The organism is Xanthomonas hydrangeae, assembly GCF_032697525.1.
GTDB classification, from domain to species: domain Bacteria; phylum Pseudomonadota; class Gammaproteobacteria; order Xanthomonadales; family Xanthomonadaceae; genus Xanthomonas; species Xanthomonas hydrangeae.
This window is the reverse complement of the sequence record NZ_CP103836.1, coordinates 4,843,600-4,866,528: the sequence shown is the minus strand read 5'-3', so window position 1 is coordinate 4,866,528 and position 22,929 is coordinate 4,843,600. Positions and strand designations below refer to the sequence as shown.

The 22,929-nt window shown below is 63.8% G+C and carries 21 protein-coding genes; 14 read left to right on the top strand and 7 right to left on the bottom strand.

What is annotated here, in order from left to right; translation table 11 throughout:
- The first annotated feature begins 1 nt into the window (after position 1).
- The 5 genes from NYR97_RS20540 (at position 2) to NYR97_RS20520 (ending at position 7,254) form a co-directional block, all read left to right on the top strand.
- A complete protein-coding gene (locus tag NYR97_RS20540; RefSeq protein WP_316695492.1) occupies positions 2 to 1,360 on the top strand; it encodes a sugar ABC transporter substrate-binding protein in 1,359 nt (452 codons plus the stop codon).
- Positions 1,357 to 2,241 (top strand): carbohydrate ABC transporter permease, encoded by an 885-nt coding sequence (locus tag NYR97_RS20535; protein ID WP_104533515.1) that lies wholly within the window; start codon positions 1,357 to 1,359, stop codon positions 2,239 to 2,241. Before NYR97_RS20540 ends, NYR97_RS20535 begins: the two co-directional genes overlap by 4 nt.
- Positions 2,238 to 3,074: a carbohydrate ABC transporter permease gene (locus NYR97_RS20530; protein WP_316695491.1), complete on the top strand. Its 837-nt coding sequence runs from the start codon at positions 2,238 to 2,240 to the stop codon at positions 3,072 to 3,074. Before NYR97_RS20535 ends, NYR97_RS20530 begins: the two co-directional genes overlap by 4 nt.
- Before the next feature lie 26 nt (positions 3,075 to 3,100).
- The gene (locus NYR97_RS20525; protein ID WP_316695490.1) at positions 3,101 to 6,238 is read left to right on the top strand and encodes a discoidin domain-containing protein; all 3,138 of its coding nucleotides are present in this window, start codon (positions 3,101 to 3,103) and stop codon (positions 6,236 to 6,238) included.
- Positions 6,239 to 6,300: 62 nt separating this feature from the next.
- Positions 6,301 to 7,254 (top strand): endonuclease/exonuclease/phosphatase family protein, encoded by a 954-nt coding sequence (locus NYR97_RS20520; protein WP_316698400.1) that lies wholly within the window; start codon positions 6,301 to 6,303, stop codon positions 7,252 to 7,254.
- A 132-nt stretch (positions 7,255 to 7,386) separates the two neighbouring features.
- Here NYR97_RS20520 and NYR97_RS20515 read toward each other — a convergent pair whose 3' ends face one another.
- From NYR97_RS20515 to ykgO, 6 genes are all read right to left on the bottom strand, one after another.
- Positions 7,387 to 8,619 carry a TraB/GumN family protein gene (locus NYR97_RS20515; protein ID WP_023904151.1) on the bottom strand — a complete coding sequence of 411 codons (1,233 nt, stop codon included), beginning with the start codon at positions 8,617 to 8,619 and terminating at the stop codon, positions 7,387 to 7,389.
- Entirely contained in the window at positions 8,612 to 9,139 is a 528-nt protein-coding gene (locus NYR97_RS20510; RefSeq protein ID WP_316695489.1) for a GNAT family N-acetyltransferase, read from the bottom strand. The genes NYR97_RS20515 and NYR97_RS20510 overlap by 8 nt, the downstream gene beginning before the upstream one ends.
- A gap of 4 nt (positions 9,140 to 9,143) precedes the next feature.
- Positions 9,144 to 10,028: a carbon-nitrogen hydrolase gene (locus NYR97_RS20505; RefSeq protein ID WP_205394597.1), complete on the bottom strand. Its 885-nt coding sequence runs from the start codon at positions 10,026 to 10,028 to the stop codon at positions 9,144 to 9,146.
- A gap of 78 nt (positions 10,029 to 10,106) precedes the next feature.
- Complete coding sequence (locus tag NYR97_RS20500; protein WP_316695487.1) at positions 10,107 to 11,141, bottom strand: agmatine deiminase family protein; 1,035 nt, start codon at positions 11,139 to 11,141, stop codon at positions 10,107 to 10,109.
- A gap of 92 nt (positions 11,142 to 11,233) precedes the next feature.
- The gene (locus NYR97_RS20495) at positions 11,234 to 11,569 is read right to left on the bottom strand and encodes a hypothetical protein (RefSeq protein ID WP_316695486.1); all 336 of its coding nucleotides are present in this window, start codon (positions 11,567 to 11,569) and stop codon (positions 11,234 to 11,236) included.
- 259 nt (positions 11,570 to 11,828) lie between these two features.
- Entirely contained in the window at positions 11,829 to 11,954 is a 126-nt protein-coding gene (gene ykgO, locus NYR97_RS20490; protein WP_005913193.1) for a type B 50S ribosomal protein L36, read from the bottom strand.
- 172 nt (positions 11,955 to 12,126) lie between these two features.
- Between ykgO and cmk the strand changes: the two genes are divergently transcribed.
- The 9 genes from cmk (at position 12,127) to NYR97_RS20445 (ending at position 22,462) form a co-directional block, all read left to right on the top strand.
- Complete coding sequence (gene cmk, locus NYR97_RS20485) at positions 12,127 to 12,810, top strand: (d)CMP kinase (RefSeq protein ID WP_205394600.1); 684 nt, start codon at positions 12,127 to 12,129, stop codon at positions 12,808 to 12,810.
- 184 nt (positions 12,811 to 12,994) lie between these two features.
- Entirely contained in the window at positions 12,995 to 14,683 is a 1,689-nt protein-coding gene (rpsA, locus tag NYR97_RS20480) for a 30S ribosomal protein S1 (RefSeq protein ID WP_023904145.1), read from the top strand.
- A gap of 89 nt (positions 14,684 to 14,772) precedes the next feature.
- Positions 14,773 to 15,084 carry an integration host factor subunit beta gene (locus NYR97_RS20475; RefSeq protein WP_006451179.1) on the top strand — a complete coding sequence of 104 codons (312 nt, stop codon included), beginning with the start codon at positions 14,773 to 14,775 and terminating at the stop codon, positions 15,082 to 15,084.
- Between the two features lie 67 nt (positions 15,085 to 15,151).
- Positions 15,152 to 15,457, top strand: coding sequence for a lipopolysaccharide assembly protein LapA domain-containing protein (locus NYR97_RS20470; RefSeq protein ID WP_316695483.1), 306 nt, complete (start codon positions 15,152 to 15,154; stop codon positions 15,455 to 15,457).
- 6 nt (positions 15,458 to 15,463) lie between these two features.
- The gene (gene lapB, locus NYR97_RS20465) at positions 15,464 to 16,642 is read left to right on the top strand and encodes a lipopolysaccharide assembly protein LapB (protein WP_006451181.1); all 1,179 of its coding nucleotides are present in this window, start codon (positions 15,464 to 15,466) and stop codon (positions 16,640 to 16,642) included.
- Positions 16,642 to 17,616, top strand: a complete 975-nt coding sequence (locus NYR97_RS20460; protein WP_316695482.1) for an MraY family glycosyltransferase — start codon at positions 16,642 to 16,644, stop codon at positions 17,614 to 17,616. The genes lapB and NYR97_RS20460 overlap by 1 nt, the downstream gene beginning before the upstream one ends.
- 13 nt (positions 17,617 to 17,629) lie before the next feature.
- Positions 17,630 to 19,537, top strand: a complete 1,908-nt coding sequence (locus NYR97_RS20455) for a polysaccharide biosynthesis protein (RefSeq protein ID WP_205394603.1) — start codon at positions 17,630 to 17,632, stop codon at positions 19,535 to 19,537.
- On the top strand, positions 19,537 to 20,430 hold the full coding sequence (galU, locus tag NYR97_RS20450) for a UTP--glucose-1-phosphate uridylyltransferase GalU (RefSeq protein ID WP_055826323.1): 894 nt from the start codon (positions 19,537 to 19,539) through the stop codon (positions 20,428 to 20,430). Before NYR97_RS20455 ends, galU begins: the two co-directional genes overlap by 1 nt.
- Before the next feature lie 175 nt (positions 20,431 to 20,605).
- Positions 20,606 to 22,462, top strand: coding sequence for a monovalent cation:proton antiporter-2 (CPA2) family protein (locus NYR97_RS20445; protein ID WP_316695480.1), 1,857 nt, complete (start codon positions 20,606 to 20,608; stop codon positions 22,460 to 22,462).
- Between the two features lie 121 nt (positions 22,463 to 22,583).
- Here the strand turns inward: NYR97_RS20445 and NYR97_RS20440 are convergent, their stop codons facing one another.
- Positions 22,584 to 22,904: a DUF1244 domain-containing protein gene (locus NYR97_RS20440; protein WP_205394606.1), complete on the bottom strand. Its 321-nt coding sequence runs from the start codon at positions 22,902 to 22,904 to the stop codon at positions 22,584 to 22,586.
- Between the last annotated feature and the right edge of the window lie 25 nt (positions 22,905 to 22,929).

The following is a 22,929-nucleotide window of genomic DNA, read 5'->3' as shown; positions in this document are numbered from 1 at the left end:
CGTGCGCCTTTTGAAATTGTTGATACTGGCCGCCGCCCTGTGTGCAGGTGCGGCGGGATGCGACCGCGCCGACCCGGCCAAGACCACCGTGCGCTTCTGGGCCATGGGCAAGGAGGCCGAAGTGGTCGCCGAGCTGGTGACGGAGTTCGAGAAGCAGAACCCCGACATCCGCGTGGATGTGCAGAACATCCCGATGACGGCGGCGCACGAAAAACTGCTCACCGCCTTCGCGGCGGATGGCTTGCCGGACGTATGCCAGCTCGGCAACACCTGGCTGCCGGAGTTCGCCTTGCTGGACACGCTGGAACCGATGCAGCCGTACGTGGCGCGCTCCAAGATCGTCGACCCGCAGGATTACTTCCCGGGCGTGTGGGACACCAATCTGGTCGACGGCACCTTGTATGGGGTGCCGTGGTATGTGGACACCCGGCTGCTGTTCTATCGCAAGGACCTGCTGCGCGAGGCCGGCTACAGCGAGATGCCCAAGACCTGGGCCGAGATGGAACAGGTGATGGCGGCGATCAAGCGCAAGGTTGGCCCGGACCGCTACGCCATCCTGATGCCGCTCAATGAATTCGAACAGCAGCTGTCGTTCGCGCTGCAGCAGGACGACCGCCTGCTGCGCGACCACGACAACTACGGCAACTTCCGCGGGCAGGGCTTCCGCAAGGCGCTGGGCTTCTACGACGGCATGTACCAGAAGGGCTGGGCGCCGAAGGTGTCCGAGACCCAGGTCTCCAACGTCTGGTACGAATTCTTCAACGGTTACTACGCGTTCTACCTGTCCGGCCCGTGGAACGTGCGCGAGTTCAAGCTGCGCCAGCCGCCGGGCATGGAAGGCAAGTGGGGCACCGCGCCGCTGCCGGGACCCAACGGCCTGGGCGCGGGCATCGCCGGCGGTTCCAGCCTGGTGATCTTCAAGTCGTCCCAGCACAAGGATGCCAGCTGGAAGCTGATCGAATACCTTTCGCAGCCGCAGGTGCAGGCGCGCTTCCACGCCATCATCGGCGACCTGCCGCCGCGTCGCAGCACCTGGAAGTTGCCCTCGCTGGCCAACGACGAACTGGCGCATGCCTTCGGCGACCAGCTGGAGCGGGTCAAGGCCACGCCCAAGGTGCTGGAATGGGAGCGCATCGTGCAGGAAATGCGCCTGGTGACCGAGCGGGTGGTACGTGGCGGCCAATCGCACGAGGCCGCCGTGCAGGAACTGGATAAACGCGTGGACGAGATTCTGGCCAAGCGCCGCTGGATCTTCGAACAGGAGGGCGGGCATGTCGGCCCGGCGGGTGAAACGGCAACGCCTGCGGCGACACCTGCCGCAGCGCCAGCACCGGCAGCGGGCGAGGGAGCGGCACGATGATGAAGCGCAATTCCGTCGCCGGCTGGGTGTTCGCCGCGCCCTCGATCCTGGTGCTGGGCATGTTCTTCGGCGTGCCGGTGTTCGCCGCGCTGGTGCTCAGCGTCACCGACTTCGACCTGTACGCGCTGGCCGACAGCAGCCATCTGCGCTTCGTCGGCCTGGGCAATTACATCGAACTGCTGCAGACGCCGCTGTTCTGGAAGTCGTTGTGGAACACCACGTACTTCGTGCTGCTGGGCGTGCCGATGTCGATCGGTGTGTCGCTGGGCGCGGCATTGCTGCTCAATGCCAAGGCCTCGCGCTTCAAGGCCCTGTTCCGCACCGCCTTGTTCGCGCCGGTGGTGACCACGCTGGTGGCGGTGGCGGTGATCTGGCGCTATCTGTTCCACATCAAGTACGGCCTGGTGAACTTCGGCCTGAGCCACCTGGGCATCGCCCCGATCGACTGGCTGGGCGATCCGCGCTGGGCGATGCCGACCATCATGCTGTTCGCGGTGTGGAAGAACTTCGGCTACAACATGGTGATCTTCCTGGCAGGCCTGCAGGCGATCCCGCAGGACCTGTACGAGGCCGCGCGCATCGATGGCGCCTCGCGCTGGAAGCAGTTCCTGCATATCACCTTGCCGATGCTAGGCCCGGTGCTGATGGTGGTCGGGGTGATCACCATCTCCGGCTACTTCCAGCTGTTCGCCGAGCCCTACGTGATGACCCGCGGCGACCCACTGCAAAGCACCGTGAGCGTGCTGTATTTCATGTTCGAGGAAGGCTTCAAGTGGTGGAACCTCGGCCGCGCGTCGGCGGTGGCGTTCCTGCTGTTCCTGATCATCCTGGCGGTGACCACCGTGATGCTGCGCTTCGGCCGCAAGAGGGATTTGATATGAGTCGTGATGTGGGCCAATCGCGCTGGAATGCCGTGCTGATCAACAGCGGCCTGCTGGTGCTGGCCCTGGTCAGCCTGGCGCCGCTGCTGTGGATGCTGTCGTTGTCGTTCATGCCCACCGGCGAGGCCAGCCGCTTCCCCCCGCCGATGCTGCCCTCGGCGTTTACCCTGGCCAATTACCACGAGCTGTTCGCGCGCACCGGCATGGCGCGCAACTTCGCCAACAGCCTGATGGTGTCCGGGCTGATCACGCTCGGCTCGCTGCTGATCAACACCATGGCCGGCTATGCGTTCGCCAAGCTGCAGTTCGTCGGCCGCGAGCGCATCTTCAAGATCCTGATGGCCGCGCTGGTGATCCCCGCGCAGGTGGCGATGCTGCCATTGTTCCTGCTGATGAAGCAGCTGCATCTGGTCAACAACATCGGCGGTGTGGTGGTGCCGGCATTGGCGACGGTGTTCGGCATCTTCCTGGTACGCCAGTACGCGCGCAGCATTCCCGATGAGTTGATCGAAGCCGCGCGCATCGATGGGGCCAGCGAGATGCGCATCTTCTTCCAGATCGTGCTGCCGATGCTCAAGCCGGTGCTGGTCACCTTGACCATCTTCACCTTCATGGGCTCGTGGAACGACTTCATGTGGCCGCTGATCGTGCTGACCGACCAGGAGCAATACACCTTGCCGGTGGCGCTGGCGGCACTGTCGCGCGAGCACATCATGGATGTGGAATTGATGATGGCCGGCGCAGTGGTGACGGTGATTCCGGTGCTGCTATTGTTCGTCGCGCTGCAGCGTTACTACATCCAAGGTCTTCTGCTGGGGAGTGTGAAGGGGTGAAGCGAGTGTTCCTGCGACTGTTTGCCATGGCCGCTGTCGTCACGTCTGCGGGCGCGGCGCAGGCGCAGGAGCGCGTGCTCGACGGCTTCAACGACATCGGCGCATGGCGCCTGGTGGTGTCCAACCAGGTCAGCGGTTCGCTGCGGCCGGTGGCTACCACATCCGGCGGGCATGCGCTGTGCCTGGACTACAACTTCAACGGCGTGTCCGGCTATGTCGGCATCCGTCGCAACCTGCCGATCGACTATCCGGACAACTACCGCATCGGCTTCGCGCTGCGCGGCGAATCGCCGTCCAACGATTTGCAGGTCAAGCTGATCGATGCCAGCGGCGACAACGTGTGGTGGGTCAACCGGCCGGGCTTCAATTTTCCGAAGAACTGGACCACCTTCGCCTACCGCAAGCGCAATATCGAAAAGGCCTGGGGCCCGGGCCAGGACAAGCAGCTGCGCAGCAGTGCGGATGTGGAATTCACCATCTACAACAAGGTCGGCGGCAAGGGCTCGGTGTGCTTCGATCGCCTCACCCTCACGCCGCTGCCGCCGGAAGACACCTCGCCGTTGAAGGCCGAGGCCATCACCGACACCGCGCCCGCACTGGAACAACGCCTGGCCGACGGCAAACCTGACACTTTCTGGCTCAGTGGCGCGGTCAAGCAACAGACCGTCACGCTGGACCTGGGCAAGGTGCGCGAATTCGGCGGCGCGGTGGTGCATTGGGTGCCCGGCCTGCAGGCCTCGCAATACGTGGTACGCGCCTCCAGCGACGGGCGCGGTTGGCGCGATCTGCGCACCGTCACCGCCGGTGCCGGCGGCACCGACTGGCTGGCACTGCCGGACACCGAGGCGCGCTATCTGCGTTTCGATCTCAAGGATGGCCCCAACTGGCGTTACGGGATCAAGGAAGTGCAGCTGCAGCCGCTGGCCTTCGCCGCCACACCGAACGATTTCATCAAGTCGCTTGCCGCACGGATGCCGCGCGGCAGCTATCCGCGCGGCTTTTCCGGCGAACAGCCGTACTGGACCATCCTTGGGTTGGATGGCGGCACCGAGCAGGGCCTGATCGGCGAAGACGGCGCGGTGGAAGTGGGCAAGGGCGGTTTCAGCATCGAGCCGTTCGTGGTCACCGGCGGCAAGCTGCTGCATTGGTCCGACGTCAGCAGCGAGCAGAGCCTGCAGGACGATTACCTGCCGATTCCCAGCGTCGACTGGCACCACGACCTGATGAATCTGCGGGTGACTGCCTTCGTGCAGGGCACACCGGATCAGGCGCAGCTGGTCGCACGCTACCAGCTGCACAACACCGGCAAGGAAGCGCGCGACTTCACCCTGGCCCTGGCGGTGCGTCCGTTCCAGGTCAACCCGCCGGCGCAGTTCCTCAATACCCTGGGCGGCGTCAGCCGGATCGAGCAACTGGCCGTGGACGGCGCGCAGGTCAGCGTCAACGGCAAGCCGCGCGTATTCGCCGCGCAGCGTCCGGATGCCGGCTTTGCCAGCGCCTTCGACAGCGGCATGGACGTCAGCCATCTCACCGCTGCCACGCCGCCGGCGATCACCCAGGTCAAGGACGAAACCGGCCTGGCCTCGGGCGTGCTGCTGTATCGCTGGAAGCTGGAGCCTGGCCAACGGCGCGAGGTGGCGCTGGTGATTCCGCAGACCGGCACCGCGCAACTGCCTGCCGGCTTCGATGCCGACAAGGCACAACAGCAGGTGGCCCAGCAGTGGCGCAGCAAGCTCGATCGCGTGCGTATCAGCGTGCCGGCCGAGGGCAAGCCGGTGGTCGACACCTTGCGCACTGCGCTGGCGCACATGTTGATCTCACGCATCGGCCCGCGTCTGCAGCCGGGCACGCGCTCGTATTCCCGCAGCTGGATCCGCGACGGCGCGATGATTTCCGAAGGCCTGTTGCGACTCGGCCGCGAAGACGTGGTGCGCGAGTACGTCGACTGGTTCGCCCCGTATCAGTTCGCCGACGGTATGGTGCCGTGCTGCGTGGACGACCGCGGCAGCGACCCGGTGCCCGAAAACGACAGCCATGGCGAGCTGATCTTCAACATCGCCGAGTACTACCGCTATACCGGCGACAAGGCGTTCCTGGAAAAGATGTGGCCGCACGTCACCGGCGCCTACGACTACATGGAAACGCTGCGCGCCAGCGAGCGCACCGAAGAGAACTTCATGCGCAATCCGGCCTTCTACGGAATGATGCCGGTGTCGATCAGCCACGAAGGCTACTCCGCCAAGCCGGTGCATTCGTACTGGGACAACTTCTGGGCGCTGCGCGGCTACAAGGATGCGGTGATGCTGGCCGGCGCGCTCGACAAGCCGGACGAAGTCGCCCGCTTCAGCACTGCACGCGACGAATTCAGTGGCGACCTGATCGCCTCGCTGGGTGCGACGGTGCGCCAGCACACTCTCGATTTCCTGCCTGGCTCGGCCGAGCTCGGCGACTTCGATGCGACCTCGACCACCATCGCGCTGGCACCGGGTGGCGAGCAGCAACGCCTGCCGCAGGATCTGCTGACCAATACCTTCGAACGCTATTGGAAGGAGTTCTCCGACCGCCGCGACGGCAAGCGCGAGTGGAAGGACTACACGCCGTACGAATGGCGCAACGTGGCCGCGTTGGTGCGCCTGGGCTGGCGCGACCGCGCCTGGGACGCCACCGCATTCTTCTTCAAGGACCGCGCGCCGCAACCGTGGAATCAATGGGCCGAAGTGGTCTCGCGCACGCCACGCACGCCGTTCTTCGTCGGCGATCTGCCGCATGCCTGGGTCGCCTCGGACTTCGTGCGCTCGGTGCTGGACATGTTCGCCTACGGCCGCGAATCGGACGCCAGCCTGGTCATCGCTGCCGGCACGCCGACGCGCTGGTTCGAGGGCAAGGGCATCGGCATCGCCGAACTGCGCACGCCCTACGGGCGCCTCAATTACACCTTGCAGCGCACCGACAAGCAGCTGGTGCTGCAGCTGCAGCCCGGCCTGATCCTGCCGCCGGGCGGGGTGGTGTTGCCGTGGCCGTACCAGGGCACGCCGGGCAAGGCCAGCATCAACGGCGAATCGGCCGAATGGCAGAACGGCGAACTGCGCATTCACCAATTGCCGGCCAACGTGCAGATCGATGTGCCCAGCGCGGTGCGGCGGGCCGAGCGCGCCACGCAATGAATGCCGCAGCTCGACCGGCAGGGGCAGCGCTGGCGCGGCGATGTGCCGGATGGCCGGTCGTGATGCTGGCGCTGCTGCCGTGCTTTGTTGCTGTACAAGCCACGCAGCCCGCCCACGCTGTGCAGATCGCGCAACCCGTACAGGTCGCGGCCACCCACGCCGTGCAGGCCGCGCAGCCCGCACGGGTCGACAAAACTGATCGCCCGGCACGCGTTTCCCAGACAGTGCAGCCGCCGAGCGCGGGGCAGCGCGAAATGACCCTGGTCACGCTCAATCTGCATCACGACCGCGAAGACTGGCCGGCACGTCGCGCCTACATCGCCAAACAGCTCAAGCAACTGGCGCCGGATGTGATCGCGCTGCAGGAAGTGATCGAACGCCGCGGCAGCGTGGAAAACCAGGCCGCCTGGCTGGCACGCAAGCTCGGGTACGAGTACACCTTCGCCTCGGTCGATCCGGTCGGCGCGCCCAAGCGCTACGGCAATGCCTTGTTGAGTCGGCGCAAGGTGCTGACCATGCATCAGCGCCTGCTGCAGCCCTTGGACGATTACCGCGTCGCCGCGCATCTGCAGGTCGATGTCGACGGCCAGCCGGTCAACGTCTATGTCACCCATCTCAACGAGCGCGCCGATGCACGCGGCACCGCCATGCGCACGCGCCAGGTTGCCGACCTGCTGGACTTCATTGCCTCCAACAGCGACCAAGCACCGGTCGTGATTGCCGGCGATTTCAACACCGCCGCCGATGCCCTCGATCTGGAAGCGCTACGCAAGGGCTACGGCGACAGCTACGGCAGCGTGCATCGCAACAGCGACGCCACCGTCAGCACCTTGAACCTGCATGTCTTCGACAAGCCGGCGCGGATCGACCACGTGTTCTTCCAGCAGAACCGGCTACTGGCGCGCGAAGCGCGCATCCTGTTCGACGCGCCGTATGCCGAAGGCCGCTGGGCCTCGGACCACTACGGCGTGTGGGTACGCCTGCAGCTAGCACCAGGCGCACCTGCCGCCCCGTAACCTGGCGCGCGTGCTCCAGCTCTCGTAGGAGCGCCCTTGGGCGCGATGGAGCGTTACCGGGAATGCCCCATCGCGCCCAGGGGCGCTCCTACGAAAGGCAACGGATTGCGGCGCAACGCCGCGCCACCCCAATCAACCATGCAGACGATTGAAGATCTGCACACCCGCCAGCCACACACCGGCCATGCTGCCGAAGTTGGTCAGCAAGAACGTCAGCACCACGCGCGAGACGCGATTGCGGTACCAGCCGCGCAAGGTCTGCGCATCGTCGCGCAGCGTCAGGAAATCGCCATAGGCCGGCTTGCGCATATGCACCTCGACCAACGCGGCGAACGCACCGGTCGGTACGCTTAGTCGGAACGGCTTGAACGGCGCGACCACCGCAGCGGTCAAAATGCTCAACGGATGACTGCCGGCCAGCAGACAACCCAGCGCCGCCATACCGCCGGTGTACATCGCCCATTGCAACAACAAATCGGCGCCCATGCTCAGGCCGCCGCGCCAGAAACCGATCCCGATGCCAACGATGATGACCGCCAGCACGCCCAGCGTGATCCACGGAACGCGCTTGCGCTGCTGCACGTATTCCAGCGATTCGCGCAGCGGGCCGGGTGCATCGGTGTCCTGTTCCAGATGCCGCGCAAGACCGGCCAGATGTCCCGCGCCGACCACCGCCAGCACCTCGTGCTGACCGGCGTTGGCTTCCTCGCGCAGACGCGCAGCCATGTACTGATCGCGCTCGGCAATCACGGTCTCGTACAGCTCCGGGCTTTCGCTGGCGAAATCGCCGAAGCTCGCCTCCAGCATGTCGCCTTGCTTGAGCTTTTCGATTTCCTCTTCGCCCACCTCATCGGCGGCGAACAGGCCGCTTAGCAGACCGCCGGCCAGCTTCATCTTGCCGAAGAATCCCAGCCGCCCGGAGGCGCGCTTGAAGGTCAGGCCGACCTCGCGATCGATCAGATGCACCGGCAAGCCTTGTGCGCGCGCCAGATTGACCGCCTCCTTCAATTCCGCGCCCGGCTCGATGCCGAGCTGCTTGGCCAGGCGGCGCTGGTAAGCCGCCAGTGCCAGGTTCGCTGCGAACAAGGCCACGCGGCCCTTGCGGATCACCTGCACCAGGTCCAGGCGGGCGAGGGCGTCCGGGTCGCTGAGCGCCTGCAGGCGCTGCGCATCCAGCTCCACCGCCACCGCGTCGTAGCGTCCGCTGCCGATTGCCCGCTGCACCGCGGCCACGCTGGCCAGCGACACATGCGCGGTGCCGAGCAAGGTGTAGCGCACGCCATCGCGCTCGACGATGCGGTGCGGCTGGCCGGACAGCGCATCGTCCAGAACGTGGGTGGTCTGCTCAGTCATGGGGTCATTCATCAGAAGGAGGGGCGGTGTCACCGGGGCCGAGCGGGCGTTGCATCTGCAAACCGTCCAGCCAGCGGCCATGCTTGCGGCCGATTCCGGTGAACACTCCGACCGTGCGAAAACCAAAACGTTCATGCAGCCGTCGCGATGCCTGATTGTCGGCATCGCCGATCACTGCAATCATCTGTCGATAGCCGCGCTGTTCGCAGCGCGAGATCAGCTCGCCCAACAAGGCCTTGCCGATGCCACGTCCTTGCATGTCGCCGGCAAGGTAGATCGAATTCTCCACGGTCCAGCGATACCCAGCACGTGCGCGGTACGCGCCAGCGTAGGCATAACCGACTACCGCAGCATCGCATTCGGCGACCAGATACGGATACCCCGCATCCACGGTGGCGCGCACCCGCGTGCGCATCTCGTCGCTCGACGGCGCGCTGTATTCGTAGCTGTTGACCCAGGCGACCTGCTCCGCATAGATCGCGGTGATCGCCGGGATGTCCGCCTCGCGGACCTCGCGTACCTCGACAGGCATGCGGTCAGTCGATGTAACGCTTGAGCAGATCGCCATACGCATCGATGCGGCGGTCGCGCAGGAACGGCCAGATGCGCCGCACATGCTCGCTGCGCTGCAGATCGACATCGCACACCAGCACCGTCGGATCCTGTCCAGCCTCTGCGATGAATTCGCCCTGCGGCCCCAGCACATGGCTGTTGCCCCAGAACTGGATGCCCGAGGCGCCCAGCGGCGAAGGCTCATGCCCCACGCGGTTGCACGACAGCACCGGCACCCCGTTGGCCACCGCATGGCCACGATGGCTCAGGATCCACGCATCGCGCTGACGCTCCTGCTCGGGTTGCTCATCGTCCGGATCCCAGCCGATCGCGGTGGGGTAGAGCAGCAGCTCCGCACCGGCCAGCGCCATCAGGCGCGCAGCCTCGGGGTACCACTGATCCCAGCACACCAGCACGCCGAGACGACCCACCGAAGTATCGATCGGAGCGAAACCCAGATCGCCCGGCGTGAAGTAGAACTTCTCGTAAAAACCCGGGTCGTCGGGGATATGCATCTTGCGGTACTTGCCGAGCAGGCGGCCGTCCTTTTCGAACACCACCGCGGTGTTGTGATACAGCCCGGCCGCGCGGCGCTCGAACAACGAGGCCACCAGCACCACACCATGTTGCCTGGCCAGCGCACCCAGGCGCTCGGTGCTGGGGCCGGGAATCGGCTCGGCCAGATCGAATTCGTCCACCGACTCGTGCTGGCAGAAATACGCGCCGTTATGCAGTTCCTGCAGCAGCACCAGCTTGGCGCCCTGCGCAGCGGCTTCGGCCACACGCGATGCGATGATGGCCAGGTTGGCCTCGGCGTCGCCGTGGTTGCGCTCCTGGATCAGCGCGACGGGAAGGAGATGACGGGTCATGGCAGCATCCAACTAGGTGGCACACTAAGGTAGCGCGCCATGGCGTAACACCGGCCTGCCGGCCGGAATAGAAACGACTCAGGCGGCCAACAGACCGGCGGGCAGTTGCATGGTCAAACAGTGCAGGCTGCCGTTCTGCCAGATCAGCGCCCGACACGGCACCGGCACGATTTCATGCTGCGGGAATGCTTCGGCCAGCACCGCCTGCGCAGCGGCATCGGCCTTGTCGCCATACGCGGGCATCAGTACCGCACCGTTGACAATGAGGAAATTGGCATACGAGGCCGCAAGACGGCGGCCGTGGTCGAGGATTGGTTCTGCCCACGGCAACACGAACAGGCGATACGGCTGCCCGTCGGCCTTGCGCAGTGCAGCCAGTTCGGCGCCCATCGCCTGCAGTTCGGTGTAATGCGAATCGGTGGCTACATCGCAGCCCTGGTAGACGATCGCATCCGGGCCCGCAAAGCGCGCCAGCGTATCGATATGCGCGTCGGTGTCGTCCCCTTCCAGATAGCCGTGATCCAGCCACAGCACGCGGTCCTGCGACAACCACGCAGCAAGATCGTTGCTCAACGATTCGCGCGAGCGCTGCGGGTGCCGCTCGTGCAGGCACTTCCAGGTGGTCAGCAAGGTGCCGGCACCATCGGTCTCGATCGCACCGCCTTCCAGCGCAAAGTCCACGGTTTGCACCTGCGAGGGCACGAATACCTGCGCGGCATCCAGCGAGGTCACCAACTGATCGTCCAGGCTGGCCTCGAACTTGCCGCCCCAGCCGGTGAAACGGAAATCCATCAGCCGGAAACCGCCATCCTGGCGCAACGTGATCGGGCCCGAATCGCGCAACCAGGTGTCGTTGTAGGCAGCGATCACGAAACGCACGCGCGTCATGTCCACCCGCGCCGAACGCAGCCGCGCCTCCGCATAGATCTGCAGATCGTCATCGGCCACGCACACGATCACCGGCTCGAAGCGGGAAATCGCCGTCACCAGCGCGATATAGGTCTCTTCCACCTCGGCCAGACGCTCGGCCCAATCGGTGCCCGCATGCGGCCATGCAATCAACACGGCGGACTGAGGTTCCCACTCGGCGGGAAAGCGAACGCTATCGGTCATACCTGAAAATTACCCATCAATGCCCAGGCGAGCCCAGGCTGTTAATTCAAATCCCCGCACATGGATGTGCGGGCTCTTGCGAGGGACTCGCATCAAAGAGGTTTGGGACCGATCTCGTTGGCATCGGCCTGATTAGCCACCACGTCGATCACCCGGCTCTTTTCGAAGTACACGGTGAAGGCCGGATACACCCAGCGGTGGATCGTCGGCCACTGGCGCTTCTGGCCGCCGCGCGGATCCAGCTTTTCCTGCGGCGCGCCGTAACGGCCTTCGACCTGGCTCATGCTGTCGCCACGCAAGGGCAGGGCGGCGGCGGGTTTTTGCTTTGCACGATCGATCAACAGGGTGTCGGCCGAGGCAACGGCACTGATCCCCATCAGCGCGATTGCCAGCATGATCGGCGGCATCACAAACAAACGGTTGCGCATGTCATCTACTCCCCAGTGGACAAGACTTCGAATGGTGATTACAGCAAAAAACCAGGTCAGGCGTTGGTGCCAGTGCTGGGCCCGACGACGACGCGCAGGTTCCGGCACGCTGCGCCGGGGCGTCCTCGACCGCCGCACCCAGGCGCGTCACGGGGTTCGTCTAGACGATGCCCGTGAAGTCTCCATCGGCCAGGAAACATCGGCCAAGAAAAAACCGCCCGAAGGCGGCTTTCTCGGGTCTTGCACGCGCAGCAAAGGCTTAGCGCTGACGCGCCTTGAAACGCGGGTTCGACTTGCAGATCACGAACACCTTGCCACGGCGGCGGACCACCTTGCAGTCGCGGTGACGGGTCTTCGCAGACTTCAGGGAGGACAGGACTTTCATGGCACACCTCGGCGTAAACGGTTGGATTCGATGGAAGAGTGCCCGCAATCGAGGGTGCACCCGGAATTAAGCCGGCAATTCTAACCGGCTTTTCGTCGTGCTTTCAAGTGGTTGCATCGCAATCGCTGCGAGCGGCGCTACACTGGCGCCTTATCACCTTCCGGAAACCTGAATGACCGACCTTTCGCCCGTCCTCACCATCGACGGACCCTCCGGTGCCGGCAAAGGCACCGTAAGCCGGATCGTGGCCGCCCGGCTGGGCTGGCACTACCTCGATTCGGGCGCACTGTATCGCGCTGTCGGTGTTGCAGCGAGCTGGGCCGATCTGGACGTGTCCGACCCGGCGGCGCTGGTGCGTTGCACCTTCGACACCAAGGTCGAATTCGATGACGCAGGCGAGGCGGGGCTGCGGGTGCTGGTCAATGGCGTGGACGCCACCAGCGAGTTGCGCCTGGAAACGACCGGTGCGCTGGCCTCTGCGATTGCGGCCATTCCCGAGGTGCGCAGCGCCCTGAAAGAGCGCCAGCGCGCATTCAGGCGAACGCCCGGCCTGGTTGCCGATGGGCGCGACATGGGCACGGTGATCTTCCCGGATGCCGCATTCAAGGTCTTTCTGACTGCCAGTGCCGAGGAACGTGCGGGCCGCCGCCATAAACAGTTGATGGAAAAGGGTGTTTCGGTTATCTTTGACGACCTGCTGCGCGAGATCATGGCTCGCGATGCGCGTGATGCGCAGCGGGTGGTGGCGCCATTGCGGCCGGCCGAAGACGCCGTGCTGATCGATACCAGCGGGATGGGAATCGAAGATGTCGTCCAGCGTGTGGTCGGGTTGTTAGCCGCTCGCACGTCGTCGTAAGCGTTCCGCAAGCGGGCACGTCCCGCCGACCGTAAGGCGTTCCAAGGCTCTGTCGCACATCCCGTGTGGCGGTTCTATGACTACTTAACCGACTCGCTGTCCGGAGTCGACCAACAGGCTGGGCGGCTCGTATCTGTCGCAATCCGACGATCAACGCCCGTGTGTTCAACTGAGTAAAATTCAAATGACAGAATCTTTTGCTGAACTGTTCGAAGCCAGTCAAGCCAATCTGGCGAAGCTGAAGCCGGGCTCGATCGTCACCGGTACCGTCGTGGAAGTGCGCGGCGACGTGGTGGTGATCAACGCTGGCTTGAAGTCCGAAGGCATCGTGCCGATCGAGCAGTTCCGTAATGACGCTGGCGAGATCGATGTCGGCGTAGGCGACCAGGTCAAGGTTGCCCTCGATTCCATCGAGAACGGCTTCGGTGAGACCGTGCTGTCGCGCGAGAAGGCCAAGCGCGCAATGGTGTGGGACGAGCTGGAAGAGGCGTTGGAAAAGAACGAAACCATCACCGGCCGCATCAGCGGCAAGGTCAAGGGTGGTTTCACCGTGGACATCAAGGATGTCCGCGCGTTCCTGCCTGGTTCGCTGGTGGATGTGCGCCCGGTGCGCGACCCGGCCTACCTGGAAGGCAAGGAACTCGAGTTCAAGCTGATCAAGCTGGACCGCAAGCGCAACAACGTGGTGGTCTCGCGTCGTGCCGTGGTCGAGAGCGAGCACTCGGAAGAGCGCGAGCAGCTGATGGACAAGTTGCAGGAAGGCGCGATCCTGAAGGGTGTCGTCAAGAATCTGACCGATTACGGCGCATTCGTGGACCTGGGCGGTATCGACGGCCTGCTGCACATCACCGACATGGCCTGGAAGCGCGTGCGCCATCCGTCCGAAGTCGTCAACGTCGGCGACGAGCTCGATGTGCGCGTGCTGAAGTTCGATCGCGAGCGTAACCGCGTCAGCCTCGGCCTGAAGCAGCTGGGCGAAGATCCGTGGGACAACATCGCACGTCGTTACCCGGCCAATAGCCGCGTGTTCGGCAAGGTCTCCAACGTCACCGATTACGGCGCATTCGTCGAGATCGAGCCGGGCGTCGAAGGCCTGGTGCACGTTTCCGAGATGGATTGGACCAACAAGAACGTCAACCCGTCCAAGGTTGTGCAGGTTGGTGACGAAGTCGAAGTGATGGTGCTGGATGTCGACGAGGAGCGTCGCCGCATCTCGCTGGGCATGAAGCAGGTTGCCGCCAATCCGTGGGAAACCTTCGCTGCTACCCACAAGAAGAACGACAAGGTGTCCGGTCAGATCAAGTCGATCACCGACTTCGGCATCTTCATCGGTCTGGACGGCGGCATCGACGGTCTGGTTCACCTGTCCGACATCAGCTGGAACACCACCGGCGAAGATGTCGTGCGCAACTACAAGAAGGGCGACACGCTGGAAGCCGTTGTGCTGGCAGTGGACCCGGAACGTGAGCGCATCAGCCTGGGCGTCAAGCAGCTGGAGCAGGATCCGTTCGGCCAGTACATGGCGTCCAACCCGAAGGGTTCGAAGGTCGAAGGCGTGGTGCGTGAAGTGGACGCCAAGGGCGCCACCATCGACCTGGCCGATGGCATCGAAGGCTACGTCGCTGCACGCGATATCGCCAACGAGCGCGTCGACGACGCGACCCAGCACCTGAAGGTCGGCGACAAGATCGAAGCCAAGTTCGTGGGCATGGACCGTAAGGGCCGCACCCTGCAACTGTCGATCAAGGCCAAGGACGATGCCGAAATGCGCGAAACGATGGAGGAGTACCAGTCCTCTTCCGCAGCGTCGGGCGGCATGACTCAGCTGGGCGCGCTGCTGCGTGCACAGTTGAACAGCAACAAGTCCGAGTAAGCGCGTAGCGCTCGCAAGAGCGTGATGGATCGGCCCGGGCTTGCCCCGGGCCGATTCCGATGTGTCAGTCGAAAAAAGCAAGTCTTCCCATGACCAAGTCCGAATTGATTGAAATCCTGGCGCAACGCCAAGCGCATCTGAAGTCGGACGACGTGGATCTGGCAGTCAAATCGCTGCTGGAAATGATGGGGCAAGCGCTCTCCGATGGTGATCGGATCGAAATCCGCGGATTCGGCAGTTTTTCGCTGCATTACCGTCCGCCACGTCTGGGGCGTAATCCCAAGACCGGCGAATCGGTTGCGCTGCCGGGCAAGCATGTTCCGCACTTCAAGCCGGGCAAGGAACTACGTGAGCGTGTCAGCTCCGTGGTGCCTGTCGATCTGGCCGATACGGCAGATTGAAGATCGTTCTACCGCTGTGTTTATGTCGGCTCGGTTAAGCTAGGCCCCTTCCCGACGGAGTCTGTCCATGAAGGTGTTTCGCTTGCTGGTGATGTTGGCCTTCCTGCTGGCCGGTCTGATCATCGGTGCGGTCAATTCTCAGGATGTCACTCTCGATTTCCTGTTCTCAAGTGTGCACACGACCTCCGGGGTCGCGATCATCGTCGCGCTGCTGGTCGGTGTGTTGATCGGTGCCGGTATGGTGCTGGTCAGTGTGGTCATTCCCCTCTATTCCAGATTGCGCCAGGCCAACAAGGCTGTTGCGGTCAGTCGCGTCGACGCCGGGCCCGTTGCGCCTGCCGCAGTCCAGGCGCGCCCCATCGATGGACTGTAAGTACGTATGGAATTTCTGACCGAGTGGATCTGGTTCTTCCTGTTTGTGCCGCTGGCAGCACTGGGCGGGTGGATCGTCGGCCGTCGTGGCGGTCAGCGCCACGGCGATACGCAGGTCAGTCGTCTCTCCAGTACCTATTTTCGCGGTCTGAACTATCTGCTCAACGAGCAGCCGGACAAGGCGATCGAGCTGTTTCTGCACATCGCCGAACTGGACAAGGAAACCTTCGAAACGCAGGTCGCGCTGGGGCACCTTTTCCGTCGTCGTGGTGAAGTCGATCGTGCGATTCGTTTGCATCAGGGGCTGGTGCAGCGCGCCGACCTGACCGATCAGCAGCGTGTGCAGGCCTTGCTGGCGCTGGGCGAGGACTACATGAAGTCCGGCCTGCTGGATCGTGCCGAAACAGTCTTCACCGAGTTGGCGCAGCTGGATCAACGCGCGCCACAGGCATTGCGGCACCTGATCGGCATCTATCAGGCCGAGCGCGATTGGGAAAAAGCGATCGACAACGCCACCCGCTACGAAGAAGTCACCGGCGAGCCCATGGGCAAGCTGATTTCCCAGTTCGAGTGCGAGCTGGCCGATCGCTATCGCGGTTCGAGCAAGACCGACGAGGCGCTGCAGGCCGTCGCCCGTGCCTACCAGGCCGACGGTACTTCCGTGCGCGCGGGCATTCTGGAAGGCCGCATTGAAGCCGAGCGCGGTCATGACGAAGCGGCGGTACGCGCGTTCGAACGCGCGGCGCGGCATGACCCGGAATACCTTCCGGAAATCATTCCTGCATTGATGGCGGCCTATCGCCGTGTCGGCGACATCGCTGGCGCGCGCAACTTCCTGTCGGAGATGACCGAGCACTATCGTGGTATCGCACCGGTATTGGCGCTGACCCAGTTGATGGAAGCGCAGGACGGGGTTGCACCTGCGTTGGCGTACCTGGGGCGACAGCTCAAGGACCGGCCCTCGGTACGCGGCGAGTCGGCGTTGATCGATCTCACCCTGGCCGAAGGCAGCGACCCGGTTGGCACGCTGCAGGATCTCAAGCACATCACCGACCAGCTGCTGGTACGTAATCCAAGCTACCGCTGCACGCGGTGCGGCTTCGGCGCCAAGACGCATCACTGGCAATGCCCGAGCTGCAAGGAATGGGGCACGGTCAAACCGCTGTTGAACTACGCGGTCGTCTAATGCCGCAGGTCTGGCTGTGGTGCCTGTCGCACCTGGTGGTCGCAGCGCTGGGAACCTGGCTGTTGCGCCGTTATGCCTTGCATCGCCGCCTGCTCGACCAGCCGGGCGAGCGCCGCAGCCATGTCGTCGCCACCCCGCGTGGCGGTGGCATGGCGATCGTGGCGGCAATCCTGCTGGGTTGCATCGCTGCCACGGTGTTCTGGCAGGCTGCTCGCCTGGTCATTGGCTGGTTCGCCGTCGGGCTGGTACTGGTGGCGGGTGTGGGTTGGTGGGACGACCATCGTCCGCTGTCGGCCAGGCTGCGTTTTGCGATCCATCTGACGGCATCGGCGTCGCTGGGAGTCTTGGTCAGTCACTCCACTGGCGATGTCTGGGATGGCGTGCTCAGCGCAGTGGCGTCTGTCGTGTTGATCAACGTCTGGAATTTCATGGACGGCATCAACGGTCTGGCTTCCAGCCAGGCGGCCTTGGCGGCGTTGGCATTTGCGTTTGTCCTACCCGGCGCATGGGCGTGGGCGGGTCTTGCTGTTGCGGCGTCCTGCCTGGGGTTCTTGCCATTCAATTTTCCGCGCGCGCGCATTTTTCTGGGCGATGGCGGCAGTGGCGCGCTGGGATATGTGCTGGCTGCGTTGCTCGCACTCACCGTGGCGAGCGGGCAGGTGAGCTGGTGGATCGGTTGGCTGCCATTGACCGCATTTCTCGTAGACGCCGGCTTCACGTTGCTGTCTCGCATGCTCGCCGGACAACGTTGGTGGGAGCCGCACGCTCAGCACGTCTATCAACGACTTGCACGCCAGCGTGAGACGCACGTTCCGGTAACAGGTGTTTATTTCGCTTTCAGCATCGCTGCGTTCTGCTTGTATGTGTTAATTCGTCATGATGCGGTTTGGGTGCAGGTAGTCGGTGCCCTGACCTGGGCTGCGGGTGCTACCGCGATCTGGCACTTTCTGCGCGATGGACTGCGCAATTCCTGAGTAATGGACTTTTATGATTTCCTGGCGTGACCGTTTGACCAAGGTGTTGCCGAAAGCGGCAGTCGTGCTGCATGACCTGTTGATGGTGTGGGTGTGCTGGCAACTGCTGCATGCCGGCCGCTACTCCATGCTGCGCGACGCGCCCGATCTTCCGCTGTGGGATTGGCGCACTGCGGTGGTGCTGGTCGCGCAGGGGCTGGTGTTCTGGAAAATGGGGTTGTATCGCGGGCTGTGGCGATTCGCCTCGGTGCCGGACCTGTGGAATATCTTCAAGTCCAGTTTCCTTGGTCTGGTCGCGATCGTGCTGGCGCTGTCTTACGACCGCCTGGACGGGGTGCCGCTGTCGGTGCTGGTGGTCTATCCATTCGCGCTGTCGGCATTGCTGGGGACGCCGCGGCTGCTGTATCGCGCCTGGAAGGATTATCAGATCGCGCATTCCGGCGATGCCGCGCAGCGCGTGTTGATTCTTGGCGCCGGTCGCGCCGCCGAAGGGCTGGTGCGCGATCTTCGTCGTAGCGGCACGTTCGTACCGGTCGGGTATCTGGACGACGCCAGCAATCTGCATGGCGCCAAGATCCAGGGCCTCAACGTCCTGGGCAATCTGGATCAGGCCGCATCGATCGCCAAGGAGACGGCGGCCAAGTTGCTGGTGATCGCGATCCCGTCGCTGGATGCCTCGGGGATGCAGCGTGTGGTGGCGATCTGCGAAAGCACTGGTCTGCCGTTCCGCATGGTGCCCAAGCTGATCAATGTGCTGGAAGGGCGTTCCTTGCCTGGCGAATTGAAGGAGGTCGCGATCGAGGACCTGCTCAATCGCAAGCCGGTCACGCCCGATTGGCGCTTGATCCGCGATTGGCTCACCAACAAGACGGTGATGGTCACCGGCGCCGGCGGTTCGATCGGCTCGGAAGTCTGCCGCCAGTGCGCGCGGCATGGTGCACGGCGCATTGTGCTGCTGGAAATCGACGAGCTGGCATTGCTGACCATCGATTCGGATCTGCGCCGGTTGTTTCCCGATATCGAAGTGGTGCGTGTGCTCGGCGATTGCGGCGACCCGGCCGTGGTTGCATATGCACTGAACACCGCGACCCCGGATGCGGTGTTCCATGCCGCTGCCTACAAGCAGGTGCCGTTGCTGGAAGAGCAGTTGCGCGAAGCGGTGCGCAACAACGTGCTGGCCACCGAGAACGTGGCGCGCGCCTGTCAGCGTGCGCGTATCGAGACGTTCGTCTTCATCTCTACCGACAAGGCCGTCGAGCCGGTCAATGTGCTGGGCGCGAGCAAGCGCTATGCAGAGATGATCTGCCAGAGTCTTGACGCCCGCGATGCGCCGACGCGCTTCATCACCGTGCGCTTCGGCAACGTGCTGGATTCGGCCGGCAGCGTGGTGCCGTTGTTCCGTGAGCAGATCCGTCAGGGCGGGCCGGTCACGGTGACGCACCCGGATGTGACGCGGTACTTCATGACCATCCCCGAAGCCTGCCAGTTGGTGGTGCAGGCCGCTGCCTCCGCTTCGCATGGTGCGATCTACACCTTGGACATGGGCGAGCCGGTGCCGATCCGCTTGCTGGCCGAGCAGATGATTCGGCTTGCCGGCAAGCAGCCGGGCAAGGATGTGGCTATTCTCTATACCGGCTTGCGTCCGGGCGAGAAACTGCATGAAACGCTGTTCTATTCGGACGAAGACTATCGTCCCACCGCGCATCCCAAGATCCTGGAAGCCGGCGTGCGCGAGTTCTCGCACGAGCAGGTGTTGCAGCTGGTGACGCGCTTGCGTGAGGCGGTTAACCGCTATGACATCAAGGCAATGGAGACTGTGTTGGGCAGTCTGATGCCGGATTTTGCGGCTGCTCGACGGAAAGTCGACACGCGATCTGATACGGTCGTTCCATTCCCCGCACGTGAGGTCAGAAGACTTTAATGAGCAAGCGTATTCGCAAGGCCGTATTCCCCGTCGCAGGTCTTGGGACCCGCTTTCTTCCGGCAACCAAGACAGTGCCGAAAGAAATGCTGCCAATCATCGACAAACCGTTGATCCAGTACGCCGTCGACGAGGCCATCCAGGCCGGTTGCGATACGCTGATCTTCGTGACCAATCGCTACAAGCACTCGATCGCCGACTACTTCGACAAGGCCTACGAGCTTGAGCAGAAGCTCGAGCGTGCCGGCAAGCTCGAACAACTGGAGCTGGTGCGTCATGCATTGCCGGAAGGCGTGCGTGCCATTTTCGTAACGCAGGCCGAGGCACTGGGTCTGGGGCATGCGGTGCTGTGCGCCAAGGCCGTGGTCGGCGACGAGCCGTTCGCGGTGTTGTTGCCTGACGATCTCATCTGGAACCGCGGTGCTGGTGCGCTCACCCAGATGGCCGATGTGGCCGAAGCGTCCGGCGGCAGCGTCATTGCCGTCGAGGACGTGCCGCACGACAAGACTGCCAGTTACGGCATCGTGGCCACCGATGCATTCGATGGTCGCAAGGGGCGTATCAACGCCATCGTCGAAAAGCCCAAGCCGGAAGTGGCACCGAGCAATCTGGCGGTGGTCGGTCGTTACGTGCTCAGCCCGAAGATCTTCGAGCTGCTCGAAGACACCGGCGCTGGCGCAGGCGGCGAGATCCAGCTGACCGATGCGATTGCCGGGCTGCTGCAGCAGGAAACTGTCGATGCGTATCGCTTCGAAGGCCGTCGTTTCGATTGCGGCGCGCACATCGGCCTGATCGAGGCCACGGTGCATTTTGCGCTCGAGCACGAGAAGCATGGTGGGCCGGCCAAGGAAATCCTGCGTGCTGCGCTGGCCGAGGCCGACGCGCGCGGCTGATTGCTCGGCCATTGCCTGCATCCACGAACGACGCCATCTGGCGTCGTTCGTCATTTGGGGCGTCGCAGATCAGGATCGACGCGCTGATCGAGATCGATGTGGAAGCGCTGGCTGATCGACCGATGCGCACCCAGGTGCAGGGCAGCGCCAAGCCTGTGCCGCTAGAATCCTTGGCATGAGCCAAGCAGCCGAATCCAGTGAACTGATCAATGTCGTCGTCCTGCTCGGCGCTGCCGTCGTTGCGATCCCCTTGTTCCGTCGTCTGGGCCTGGGCTCGGTGTTGGGGTACCTGGCCGCGGGATTGGCGATTGGTCCGTTCGGCCTGGGGCTGTTCGATGAGCCGCAGGCGATCCTGCATGTGGCCGAGTTGGGCGTGGTGATGTTCCTGTTCGTGATCGGGCTGGAAATGCGGCCGTCCCACTTGTGGAGTCTGCGCAAGGAGATCTTCGGTCTTGGGACCGCGCAGATTGCGGTCTGCACGCTGGTACTGACCGGCATCGGCATGTTGCTCGGCTTTGCGCCGCCGGTGGCCTTTGTCGCCGCGTCCGGCTTCGTGCTGACCTCCACGGCGGTGGTGATGCAATTGCTGGCCGAGCGCGGCGATGTCGCCTTGCCGCCGGGTCAAAAGATCGTGGCGATCCTGTTGTTCGAAGATCTGTTGATCGTGCCGCTGCTGGCGATCGTGGCCTGGATGGGGTCCAACGGCGATCCGCAGGCGGCGTCGCAGCGCTGGCAGGACATCGGCATCGGTCTGGCCTGCATCGTCGGGTTATTGGTGGCAGGGCGCTGGCTGCTCAATCCCTTGTTCCGGATCCTGGCTGCGTCCAAGGCACGCGAGGTGATGACGGCGGCTGCCTTGTTGGTGGTGCTGGGCGCGGCGCTGCTGATGCAGGTGGGTGGGTTGTCGATGGCGATGGGGGCGTTCCTGGCCGGCGTGCTGTTGTCCGAATCCACATTCCGCCATCAGATCGAAGCGGACATCGAGCCGTTTCGCGGAATTCTGCTGGGCTTGTTTTTCCTGGGCGTTGGCATGAGCCTGGACCTGCACGTGGTTGCGGCCGATTGGCGGCTGATCGTGGCTGGCGTGCTGGCCTTGATGGTGGGCAAGGGCGTGTGCATCTATGCGGTGGCACGGCTGATGCGCAGCGACCATCGCCAGGCGCTGGACCGTGGCGTGCTGATGGCGCAGGGGGGCGAGTTCGCGTTCGTGCTGTTCGCTGCTGCATCGGCTTCCGGGGTCATCGATGCACAGGTCAACGCCAGCCTGACCGCGATCGTGGTGGTGTCGATGGCGCTGACACCGTTGTTCGTGCTGCTGCAGCGCCGGCTGACGCCGGCGGCCAAGGTATCGCTGGATGGCGTGGAAGCAGCCGATGGCCAGACCGGCAGCGTGCTGATCATCGGGTTTGGGCGCTTCGGTCAGGTTGCCAGCCAGTCGCTGCTGGCGCGCGATGTGGACGTGACCATCATCGATAACGACATCGAGATGATCCAGAGCGCGGAGGAGTTTGGTTTCAAGATCTACTACGGCGACGGCACCCGGCTGGATGTGCTGCATGCCTCAGGTGCGCACAGCGCACGCGCGATTGCAGTGTGTGTCGACAGCCGCGAGGCGGCCAATCGCATCGTGGAACTGGCGACGCGCGAGTTCCCGCACGCCCGATTGTTGGTGCGCTCGTACGATCGTGAGCATTCGTTGCAGTTGGTCGCTGCCGGCGTGGATTACCAGATCCGCGAGACCTTCGAGTCGGCGGTGGCGTTCGGTCAAGCGGCCCTGGTCGAGCTGGGCGTGGACGAGGACGAGGCCGTCACGATCGCGCGCGAGATCCGGCGTCGCGATGCCGAGCGTTTCGACTTGGAGATTGCGGCCGGCAACACGCGTGTCGGTGCTGTGTCAGGGCTGATGTACGGCAATATCACGCCGACCGTGCCCAAGCCTACGCCGTTCACTCCGCCGAGGAGGGAGAGCCGCACGCTCAATCCCGATGCGGTGCCGCAGGACAATCGGGTGGAAGAAGCGGCCCGCGACTGAGCGGCGTGTGCATTAGTGAGTGCCGAAGCAGATTCAGCGCTGTGGTTGCGTTGGCTGGTCGAGAAAAGACGTTGCGCACTGAAACGGCCGGCGCCACTGTGCCAGCCGCTGGCCGATCGACTCAGCCGTGCTTGCGTTGCGCGGCAGCGAAGGCTTCCAACTGCTCGGGCGTTGCGTCTTTCTGGTGCTGCTGTTTCCAGTCGGCGAACGGCATGCCATACACCGCTTCGCGTGCCTGGTCCTTGCTCATCGGTTGGCCGTGGGCTTCGGCGGCTTCGCGGTACCAGTCGCCCAGGCAATTGCGGCAGAAGCCGGCCAGGATCATCAGATCGATGTTCTGCACATCGAGCCGGTCCTGGTTGAGATGTTGCAACAGACGGCGAAATGCGGCCGCTTCGATAGAGGTGGTGATGGAATCGGGCGTTGGGGTGGTGTCGGTCATGACGGAATCGGGGACAATAGACGGC